Below are 10,644 nucleotides of genomic sequence, written 5' to 3'. Positions count from 1 at the left end.
CGAGGGTGGTCGCGGTCATCGTGCCGCCGACGATGATGCCGCCCATCGGCAGGATGCTCGCCGGGTTCCGCGGCACCACGCCCGGCAGGATGAGCAGGAGCAGTACGGCGAAGGCGCCCGAGCCGATCGCCGCCGCGCAGTACAGCCACTGGCGCGGGATCACCGCGGTGTTGTGCAGCCGCCGGGTACTGGTCAACGTCGCGACCCCGAACATCAGCAGCACGAACGCGATCGCTCCGAGCGTGTGCTGCAGCGCGACGCCGACGACCACGCCGATCGCCGCGAGCTGGAGGACGGCCCGGAGCGCGGCCGTGACGATGCCCTTGTCATGGCGCAGCCCGGCGTACCGGGACGCGGCGACGCCGATCGCGATCAGTAACGGCAGGACGACGAGCGCCGACCAGCCGAGGCCGGTGTGGAAGGACACTTACCTGAAGTCGGCCTCGTCGTAGGTCTGGCCGGCGTTCCCGCTCTCGACCTTGGCCGCCTCGTCCGCACGCAGCTCGACCCGCCGGATCTTCCCGGAGATCGTCTTCGGCAGCTCGGCGAACTCGATCCGCCGGATCCGCTTGTACGGCGCCAGGTGCTCGCGGCAGAACGCCAGGATCTCCCCGGCCAGCTCCCGCGACGGCTCGTGCCCGGCCGCGAGTACGACGTACGCCTTCGGTACGGCGAGCCGCACCGGGTCCGGCGACGGTACGACGGCTGCCTCCGCGACGGCCGGGTGCTCGATCAGCACCGACTCCAGCTCGAACGGCGAGATCCGGTAGTCGCTGGCCTTGAACACGTCGTCCGAGCGCCCGACGTACGTGATGTAGCCGTCCGCGTCCCGGCTCGCGACGTCGCCGGTGTGGTAGTACCCGTTCCGCGTCACCTCGGCGGTCAGCTCGTCGGCGTCCCGGTACCCGCGCATCAGCGGGACCGGCGCCGGCGCCAGCTCGATGCAGATCTCGCCGTCGTCGCCGATCTCGTCCGTCGCCGGGTCGATCAGCGCGATGCTGTACCCGGGCAGCGGGCGGCCCATCGACCCGAGCTTCACCGGCTGGCCCGGCGGATTGCCGATCTGCGCGGTGGTCTCGGTCTGCCCGTACCCGTCCCGGATCGTGATGTCCCAGGCGTTGCGGACCTGCTCGATCACCTCGGGGTTCAGCGGCTCACCGGCCGAGATGCACTCGCGGATCTTCACGTCGGCCGCGGACAGGTCGGCCTGGATCAGCATCCGCCAGACGGTCGGCGGCGCGCAGAACGTGGTCACGCCGTACGTCGCCAGCACGTCGAGCATCTTCGCGGCGTCGAAGCGCGTGTAGTTGTAGAGGAAGACGGTCGCGCCCGCGTTCCACGGCGCGAACAGGTTGCTCCACGAGTGCTTCGCCCAGCCGGGGGAGGAGACGTTCAGGTGGACGTCGCCGGGCTGCAGGCCGATCCAGTACATCGTCGACAGGTGCCCGAGCGGGTAGCTGACCTGCGTGTGCTCGACCAGCTTCGGCTGGCTCGTCGTACCGGAGGTGAAGTACAGCAGCAGCGGGTCGTCGGCGGCGGTGTCCACCTCGGGGACCGGGCCGTCGTAGCTCTCGGAGTCGGCGAACGACGTCCAGCCCTCGGCCGTCGCGCCGACCGCGACGCGGATGCAGTGGTCGGCGATCCCGGCGTACCGGGGCGCGTCGGCGCCGCTGGTGACGACCGCCCGCACGTTGCCGCGGGAGATCCGGTCCGCCAGGTCGGCGTCGGTGAGCAGGGTGGTCGCGGGGATCATCACCGCGCCGGCGCGGATGCAGCCGAGCATGGTCTCCCACAACTCGACCTGGTTGCCGAGCACGATCAGCACCCGGTCGCCCGGCTTGAGGCCGGCCGTGGTCAGCCAGCCGGCCACCTGACGGGAACGCTCGGCCATCTCGGCATACGTCCGCGAGTTGACCTCGCCGTCCTCCTCGACGATCGTCAGCGCCGCGACCCCCGGCTGCTCGACCGCGAGCGCGTCGAACCAGTCGCGGGCCCAGTTGAACCGCTCGAACTGCGGCCAGCTGAAGTCCCGGTACGCCGTCTCGTAGTCGTCGCGGTGCGCGACCAGGAAGTCCCGCGCCGCCCGGAACTTCCGGGTGACCTCAGAAGTGCTCTGCTCCGTCGCCATGGAGCGCACATTACCCATTCAGGGCGAGTACGGCGCCTGTGACAACGAGTGGCGTGAGAATCAGTCCGCGCCACAGGAACGACCACCACGAGATCTCCACCCGGGCGGCGTCGCACCGGGCCCTCCACAGCAGCGTGGCGAGCGAGCCCCAGAGGGTCAGCAGGCACCCGCAGTTCACACCGATCAGCAGTGCCAGCATGCGGTGCGGGCTGTTCGACGCGACCGGTTCCATCGCCAGGTACGCCGGGAGATTGTCGAACAGGTTCGCACCGACGGCCGCGGTCGCACTCAACCGCAACTCCGAGGTGCTCCCGGCTACTCGCCGTAACACGTCCTCGAGCCCGTGCGAGCTCAGGAACCCCACCACGGTGAACAGCACCACAACGGTCACGACCAGCTTGACCGGGATCAGCGACCACTTGAGCGCGCTCCGTCGCCGTACAGCGAACAGCCCGACCAGGACCAGCGCCCCGATACTGGCCGGCCACGCCACCTGCACCCCGGACACGAACGCGGGTCCGAGCAGCACGCACACCGCGGTGGCTCCCCAGAACAGCACCTTGTCGTCGACGCCAGGTGTCGGCGGTACGTCGTACGTGCGCGGCAGGTCGCGGTGGAACAGCGCCGCGAGCACCAGCACCGTGATGACGATCGAGGCGATCGCCGGGCGCCAGCTGACCGACAGGTAGCTCACATCCAGCTCCCGGAACGGCTGTACGGCGAGCAGGTTCGTGAGATTGGACACCGGCAGCAGCAGGGACGCCGTACCGGCCAGCCAGACCGTGGTGAACGCGAAGAGTTTCGGCGGGATGTTCAACTGACGGGCCATGGACAGCACGACGGGTGTCAGCAGCACTGCACAGGTGTCCAGGGACAGGACGATCGTGAGACCGGTGGCCAGCGCGACCACCAGCAGCCAGAGCCGCCAGACCCGCCCGCGGGCAAGATGCGCCGCCTCCCGCGCTGCGACGTCGAACACCTTCGCCTGGTCGGCCAGCTCGGCGATGACCGTCACCGCGATCAGGAACACCAGGACCGGCGCGATGCGCTCGACCAAATCCCGACCTCCGCTGTTCCTGTTTGAGTACGCTGTCTAGGTGCCGGACCAGTATGACCACGAGCTCCCGGACGGCTATCCGGCGGAGTACGAGGCCGACGTCGTCCTGCGGGACGGTGCGACCGCGCACCTGCGGCCGATCACGCCGGCCGACGACGAGTTGCTGGTGGCGTTCTACGCCCGCGTGTCCGAGCAGTCGAAGTACTACCGCTTCTTCGCGCCGTACCCGGAGTTGTCGGACCGGGACGTGGCGCGTTTCACTCAGGTGGACTACCACCAGCGGCTCGCGCTGATCGTCACGGTCGGTGACGAGATGATCGGCGTCGGGCGGTACGAGGGCACCGGCCGGAGTACGGCGGAGGTCGCGTTCCTGATCGAGGACGCGCACCAGGGCCGCGGGCTCGGCCAGCTGCTGCTTGAGCACCTCGCCCAGGCCGCCCGCGAGAACGGCATCCACCGGTTCGTCGCCGAGGTGCTGCCGGACAACCGGAAGATGATCACGGTCTTCACCGAGGCCGGCTACAAGGTCGCGCGCGAGTTCGAGGACGGCGTGATCATGGTCGAGTTCGACATCGCGCCGACCGACACCTCGTTCGGCGTGATGCAGGCCCGCGAGCAGCGCTCCGAGGCACTCTCGATCGCTCGTCTGCTGACGCCTTCGTCGGTAGCCGTGATCGGCGCGAGCCGCCGCGAGGGCACGATCGGCAACGCCCTGCTCCGGAACCTCCGCGACGGCGGGTTCCCGGGCCGGCTGTACGCCGTCAACACCGACACGAAGGCCGACGAGATCGAGGGCGTCCCGGCGTACCCGACGATCCGGGAGGTCGAGGACACCGTCGACCTCGCGGTGGTCGCCGTCAAGGCGGAGATGGTCGCGGACGTCGTCCTGGACTGCGCGGCGAAGGGCGTGCGCGGGCTGGTCGTGGTGTCCAGCGGGTTCGCGGAGATCGGCGACGAGGGCCGGCACCGGCAGCGGTACCTGGTCGGGCTGGCCCGCTCGTACGGCATGCGGGTGATCGGGCCGAACGCGCTTGGGCTGATCAACACCGCCCCTGGGGTGTCGCTGAACGCCACGCTGTCACCGCTGATGCCGAGCAGGGGACGGGTCGCGTTCTTCTGCCAGTCCGGCGCGCTCGGCGTACCGATCCTGGCCGACATGGCCGGCCGTGGTCTCGGCCTGTCGAGCTTCGTCTCGGCCGGCAACCGGGCCGATGTCTCGGGCAACGACCTGATGCAGTACTGGTACTCCGACGAGGCGACCGAGGTGGTGCTGCTGTACCTCGAGTCGCTCGGCAACCCGCGCAAGTTCAGCCGGGTGTCGCGGCGGCTGGCCGGCCGCAAACCGGTGGTCGCGCTGAAGTCCGGGCGGGCCACGCAGGGCGTGCCGGTCGGGCAGATGATCCGGCGCAGCCAGTTGCCGCCAGCAACCATCGAGGCGATGTTCCGGCAGAGCGGGCTGATCGGGGTGGACACCACCGGCGAGCTGTTCGACGTCGCCCAGCTGCTCGCGCACCAGCCGCTGCCGAAGGGCCGCCGGGTCGCGATCGTGTCGAACTCCGACGCCCTGACCCTGCTCGCGCTCGACACGATGGCGAGCTGCGGACTCGAGGTGGCCGGCGAGCCGCGGAACCTGCGCGCGGACGCGACCCCGTCGGACTTCGGGCTCGCGCTGTCCGAGGTGTTCTCCGACGAGAAGGTGCACTCGGTCGTGGTCATCTACACGCCGCCGGTGCAGTCCAGCGGCGGCGAGATCGCGCAGGTGCTCGCGGCCGCGGCCGCCGACTCGGACAAGCCCGTCGTGTCGACGTTCCTCGCCTCCCGTAGCGTGCCCGAGGAGCTGCGGGTGCCGGACGAGGACGGGGGAGCCGCGCGCGGCTCCATCCCGTCGTTCCTGAACCCGCAGTACGCCGTGGGCGCGCTTGCGAAGGCGACGCAGTACGCGGAGTGGCGGCGTCGGTCGGACAGCAAGATCCCGGACCTGCCGGACATCGACACCGCCGGGGGAGAGGACTTCGTCGCGGAGTTCCTGCAGCGGCACCCGTCCGGCGCGGACCTGGACGAGGCGGACCGGCAGCGGCTGCTGAGCTTCTACGGGATCTCGGTGCTGCCGGCGTTCCCGGTGCTGAGCGCCGACGAAGCGGTCGCCCGGGCCGCGGACCTCGGGTTCGAGGTGATCCTGAAGGCGACCGCGGAGCAGTGGCGGATGCGGCCGGACCTGGCGGACATCTGGCGGCACATCCACGACGAGGACGACATGCGCGCGGCCTGGGCGGAGATGACCCGGACGTTCGGGGTGGCGGCCGATCCGGGGCGGGCGCAGTTCGTGGTGCAGAAGATGGCGCCGCCCGGCGTACCGGTGGTGATCTCGACGATCGAGGACGTGTCGTTCGGGCCGGTGGTGACGTTCGGGCTGTCCGGGGTGGCGACCGACCTGCTCGGCGACCGTTCGTACCGGATGCCGCCGCTGACCACGCGGGACGCGGCCGAGATGGTCCGCGAGGTGAAGGCGGCGCCGCTGCTGTACGGGTACCGCGGGTCGGACCCGGTGGACATCTCCGCGATCGAGGACCTGCTGCACCGGGTGTCCCGGCTGACCCTGGACCTCGAGGAGGTCGTCCGCCTGGACCTCCGCTCGGTCCTGGTCTCCGCGCAGGGCGCCACGGTCCTGGACACCCGGGTCCGCGTCGCCCCGAACGAGAAGCCCCGGCAGGACAGCCCTGCGCGCAGGCTTACTTAGTCCGCGTGTAGATGCTGTTCTCGCGGTGCAGCAGTCGGGCGTCGACGAGCCCGCGTCGCAGCGCCGCGTGGTCCGGGTGCCAGCGGTTGAGGAGCTCGTTCACCTCGGCCTCCGGGTACTCGCGACCGACCTCGAAGGTCTGCACGAGGTACTCGAGCACCACCTGGTACTTGTCCGGGTACGTCGGGAAGTGCGTCAGCCGCCCGTCCCGGATGAAGGAATGCAGCACGTTGTCCCGCGCCGGGTCCGGATCCAGCGGCACCCGCTCCGGCAGATGCTCGCGTACGACGTCCTTGAACACGCCGGCGTCCGCCGCGAACCCCTCGCGGCTCGCCGTGATCAGCCCGCCCTTGGTCAACCGCTGCAACGCCTTCACCACGACCGGAGCGTCCAGTCCGGTGCTCCCGGCCACCTGCTCGGGAGTGGTGGCGCCGAGGACGATCGCGGAGTACGTCCGCAACCTCGACGGTTCGGCCAGCAGACCACACAGTTGATCGGCGTTCATACCTTTCACGCTAAGGAGCCCCGCAACCGGATTTAGGATCACCTCCATGCAGCCTGGCCCGCACAACGCGATCACCGACGTCCCCGGAATCCACGTAGGTCAGGTGGAGCGGCTCGACCCGCCGTACCTGACCGGGACGACCGTCGTACACCTCCCTGGGGGCGCTGTCGCCGCCGTCGACGTGCGGGGCGGCGCGCCCGGTACCCGCGAGACCGACCTGCTCTCGCCGGTGAACTCCAACGGCGGCGCGAACGCGATCGTGCTGACCGGCGGCAGTGCGTTCGGGCTCGACACGGCCGGTACGGTGATGCGCTGGCTGGAGGAGCGCGGCGAGGGTGTCCGCGTCGGGCAGGGCGAGCGCGACGTGGTGCCGATCGTGCCGACCGCGGTGATCTTCGACCTCGGCCGCCGCGGCGACTTCAAGGCCCGGCCGGAGCCGTCCTGGGGCGCCGACGCGATCGCGGCCGCCTCCGACGGACCGGTTGCCCTGGGCAACCACGGCGCCGGCGCGGGAGCCCGGGCGCGGTCGCTGAAGGGCGGCGTCGGATCGGCGAGCGTGCGGTTCGACGACGGTACGACGGTCGGCGCGCTGGTGATCGTGAACGCGGCCGGCTCCACGATCGACGCCGACGGCAACCTGTACGGCGCCCGCCTCGGCCTCGGCGACGAGTTCGCGCACCTGCGGACCCCGACCGATCCGCCGCCAACCTCAGCGCCCGGGCGGAACCTCATCCCGGGACCGTCGATGAACACCGTGATCGCGGTGGTCGGCACCGACGTACCGCTGGACAAGGCCGCGACGAAGCGGATGGCGATGATCGCGCACGACGGACTGGCACGTGCGATCGACCCGATCCACACGCTCGTCGACGGCGACAGCATCTTCGCCGTGTCCACCGCGACGGAAGGCCCGCGGCTGAGCGTCACCGACCCGACCGCGCTGGCTCAGCTGGAGACGGTGTACGCCGCCGGTGCGCGGACGCTGACCCGGGCGATCGTGCACGCGATGCTGAACGCGGAGTCGGTGCCGACGCCGGACGGCGGGATCCCGAGCTACCGGGACGCCTTCCCGTCGGCGTTCCGGAGTACGACCTGAGTCGTACGCCGGATCGCCGAAAGGCACCCGAAGGCGACCCGAAGACCGGCCCGTGGTCCGACGCTCGCGGGCGGTGATCGCGAAAGGCTCTGGGCATGAACCTCCAGAGTCCCCAGGTCGTGCTCAGTGGTCACGGCCTCGTCAAGTACTACGGCAGCGTGGTCGGCCTGGCCGGTGTGGACGTCGCGGTCCGCTCCGGCGAGGCGCTCGCGGTGATGGGCCCGAGCGGCAACGGCAAGACCACGCTGCTGCACGTGCTGGCCGGCATCCTCACGCCGGACCAGGGCGAGGTGTGGCTGGGCGGCGAGCGTGTCGACCAGCTGAACGACGCGGCCCGGACGGTGCTGCGGCGCCGGCGGCTCGGGTTCGTGTTCCAGGACAACCAGTTGCTCGCGGAGCTGCCCGCGGACGAGAACGTGGCGCTCCCGCTGATGGTCGACGGTCTCAGCCGGCGCGACGCGATCGCCCGGGCGCGGAACACGCTCGCACAGGTGGGCCTGGCCGCAGAGGTCGGCCGGCGTCCGGGCGAGCTGTCCGGCGGCCAGGCGCAGCGCGTCGCGATCGCGCGGGCGCTCGTCGGCGAACCACAGGTGGTGTTCGCCGACGAGCCGACCGGCGCGCTGGACGCGACGACCGGCTCCCAGGTCATCGATCTCCTGGTCGGCGCCGCCACCTACCGCGGTGCCGCCGTCGTGGTCGTTACCCACGACAACGCAGTGGCGGCGCGCTGCCACCACACCCTGAACATCGTCGACGGCCGCGTGAGCGAGTCGGCCGGAGTCGTGCGATGAGCCCGATGACGGACCTCGGACTGCGGTTCGTACGCCGCCCCGGCCCCGGAGGACGGGCCGCGAACCTGGCCGCCTTCGGAGCGACGGCCGTGGTCGCGTTGCTGGTGACGTTCCTGATCGCCGGGTCGCTCGGGCTGGCGCACCGGTCCGACCGGATCGGGTGGCGGAGCGCGGACAAGGCCGACCCGGCGACCGCGGTCGGCATGCTCAACGTGAACGACAACGAACGCGTCGACGGCCACCGTACGACGGTCATCGAGCTCGTGGCGCTCAAGCCGAGCGAGCCCGCGCCGCCGGGGCTGGACCACGCGCCGAAGCCCGGCGAGGTCTACGTGTCGCCGGAGATCGCGAAGCGCTGGCCGAGCTTCGGCAAGCAGTACGGCCTCGACAAACCGACCGGCATCATCAGCAGCAAGGGCCTGTCGTCCCCGGAGGAGTACGTCATCATCCGCGGCGTCGAGAAGATCGCCGCCGACGGCCAGCCGCAGTACGTCAGCAGCTGGCACGACAACGTCTGGGACAGCCGCATGCTCGGCCTGCTGATCGCGGTCGCGTTCGGCATCACCCTGGTGCTCTTCCCGATCCTCAGCCTTGTCGGTCAGGCAGCTGGTGTCGCCGCCAAGCGCCGTGAGCACAGACTGGCTGCACTGCGCCTCGCTGGAGCCACCCGCACCCAGGTGCTCTGGCTGAGCGCAGTAGAACAGGCCGTGCTCGGCCTTGCCGGCGCCGTGGCCGGGCTGATTGGCTACACCGCGCTGAGCCCTCTGATCGCGCAGATCCCGCTCGGCGGCGGTCGCTGGTACCTGGGCGACATCACCGTGCAGTGGTGGACAGTCCTGGTTGTACTGGTCGCAGTACCGATCCTGTCCGTCATGAGCGCGCTCATCGGCCTTGGCCGCGTCAGCATCACCCCGCTAGGCGTCGTACGCGGTCAGACGCGCAAGCGCGTCACTTGGCTGCGGGTAGGTCTCTTGGTGATCGGTCCGGCGATCCTTGGGTACTACGGTCTGCGCGGAGCGGTCTTGCCGTTGCTGTTCGGTGTCGGCTTCGCAGCCCTTGCTGTACGGGTGATCGGGCCGTGGGCGGTGCAGCTGGTCGGTAAGGCGATGGCGAACAGTGCGAACAAGCCGGTCACGCTGCTGGCCGGCCGTCGGCTGGTGGACGACCCGAAGGGTGCCTTCCGGCCCGTGGCTGCGCTGGTGCTGTCCGGGTTCGTGACCGGCTTCATCTCGGTGTTCATGCCGTCCGGCGACGACAACCCGACCTTCCAGGACCTGCGGATCGGCGTTGCGCTCCTGCTGTCGCTGGTTTTCCTCACCGTGGCCGCGTCGACCGCAGCCGGTGCCGTCGGTACGGCGCTGGACCAGGCGGCACCGGCCCGCGCGCTGCGGCGTTCCGGCGTACCGCTGCAGGTGATCGAGCGGGCCGCCCGGCTCGCCGCCGTCGTCCCGGTGCTCGGCGTCGGCCTGCCCGTGGTCGGTTTCGGAGCGTTCTGCGGGCTCGTGCTGAGCGGCGGGAGAGTGATCACGCAGGGCAGTACCGGCCTGTTCATGCTGCTGGGACAGGTGGTCGTGGGGCTCGTGCTGGTCGCGGTCGCGGGTGCGGCCGGTGCTCCGGTGTTACGGAAGGCAAGTGCGAACTGAGCGTGGTTGTCCACAAGGGTGAAACGCTCGGCGCCCCGATCGTGCAAGGATGAGGTCATGCGTGACCTGAATACACCGGAGCTCGCGGACGCGTCGGCGGACCTCCGCGACGCGATCGATCGGTGCGGCTACTACCCCGACGTGGTGACCGATGCGCTCGCGGTGGCGATCGCCGACGAACCGATCCGGGCCTATGTCCTGCAGCACGAGCCGACCTTCGACCGCGACGAGGTCCGGCGGCACATCACGATCCTGGCGCTGACCCCGACCCGGCTGATCGTCGGCCACACCGACGAGCACGCCGCCGACGAGCTGATCCGCGCGCCGTACGCGTCCACCTCGACCGAGGCGATCCCGCTGCACCGGGTGAACGCCGTGGTCGTGAACCGCGTCGTGCCGAATCCGGCGGGCTACGCCTCCGGCAAGGCCGACCCCGCGGTGGCCGGCAGCGGTGAGGTCGTGCTGACCATCGGCTGGGGCATGGTGAACCGGATCGACCTCGAGCCGGCCGTCTGCGCCGACCCGAACTGCGAGGCCGACCACGGTTACACCGGCTCGGTCGCGGCCGACGACATCTCGCTGCGGATCTCCGCCGCGGCGGACGGCCCGGCGGGGATCCAGCAGGTGCTCGAGTTCGCGAAGGCGCTCTCGTTCGCCACCAGCAGGTAGTGCCGTGATCGCCCCGGT

9 protein-coding genes are annotated in these 10,644 nt (G+C 70.5%); 5 read left to right on the top strand and 4 right to left on the bottom strand.

Translation table 11 applies throughout. From position 1 onward, the window contains the following. The 3 genes from VFF46_RS11810 to VFF46_RS11800 form a co-directional block, all read right to left on the bottom strand. Window positions 1-427: ABC transporter permease (locus VFF46_RS11810; protein ID WP_325037133.1), on the bottom strand; the 427-nt coding region annotated here is incomplete at its 3' end. Then, a complete protein-coding gene (locus tag VFF46_RS11805; RefSeq protein ID WP_325037132.1) occupies window positions 428-2,128 on the bottom strand; it encodes an AMP-binding protein in 1,701 nt (566 codons plus the stop codon). It abuts the gene before it with no gap. Between the two features lie 10 nt (window positions 2,129-2,138). Further along, window positions 2,139-3,185 (bottom strand): SLC13 family permease, encoded by a 1,047-nt coding sequence (locus tag VFF46_RS11800; RefSeq protein WP_325037131.1) that lies wholly within the window; start codon window positions 3,183-3,185, stop codon window positions 2,139-2,141. 40 nt (window positions 3,186-3,225) lie between these two features. Here VFF46_RS11800 and VFF46_RS11795 point away from each other — a divergent pair, with 40 nt between their 5' ends. Further along, window positions 3,226-5,922, top strand: coding sequence for a GNAT family N-acetyltransferase (locus tag VFF46_RS11795; RefSeq protein ID WP_325037130.1), 2,697 nt, complete (start codon window positions 3,226-3,228; stop codon window positions 5,920-5,922). Here the strand turns inward: VFF46_RS11795 and VFF46_RS11790 are convergent. Continuing rightward, window positions 5,915-6,427 carry a DUF2087 domain-containing protein gene (locus VFF46_RS11790; RefSeq protein WP_325037129.1) on the bottom strand — a complete coding sequence of 171 codons (513 nt, stop codon included), beginning with the start codon at window positions 6,425-6,427 and terminating at the stop codon, window positions 5,915-5,917. The two genes, VFF46_RS11795 and VFF46_RS11790, sit on opposite strands and share 8 nt — an antisense overlap. Before the next feature lie 46 nt (window positions 6,428-6,473). Between VFF46_RS11790 and VFF46_RS11785 the strand changes: the two genes are divergently transcribed. The 4 genes from VFF46_RS11785 (at window position 6,474) to VFF46_RS11770 (ending at window position 10,626) form a co-directional block, all read left to right on the top strand. Continuing rightward, a complete protein-coding gene (locus VFF46_RS11785; RefSeq protein ID WP_325037128.1) occupies window positions 6,474-7,523 on the top strand; it encodes a P1 family peptidase in 1,050 nt (349 codons plus the stop codon). A gap of 95 nt (window positions 7,524-7,618) precedes the next feature. Further along, entirely contained in the window at window positions 7,619-8,314 is a 696-nt protein-coding gene (locus VFF46_RS11780) for an ABC transporter ATP-binding protein (protein WP_325037127.1), read from the top strand. Next, complete coding sequence (locus VFF46_RS11775) at window positions 8,311-9,957, top strand: FtsX-like permease family protein (protein ID WP_325037126.1); 1,647 nt, start codon at window positions 8,311-8,313, stop codon at window positions 9,955-9,957. Before VFF46_RS11780 ends, VFF46_RS11775 begins: the two co-directional genes overlap by 4 nt. Window positions 9,958-10,014: 57 nt before the next feature. Next, window positions 10,015-10,626, top strand: a complete 612-nt coding sequence (locus VFF46_RS11770; RefSeq protein ID WP_325037125.1) for a DUF5998 family protein — start codon at window positions 10,015-10,017, stop codon at window positions 10,624-10,626. The last annotated feature ends 18 nt before the right edge of the window (window positions 10,627-10,644 follow it).

Source organism: Kribbella sp. (assembly GCF_035655035.1).
Taxonomy (GTDB): Bacteria; Actinomycetota; Actinomycetes; order Propionibacteriales; family Kribbellaceae; genus Kribbella.
This window is presented reverse-complemented; position numbering and strand designations above follow the sequence as displayed.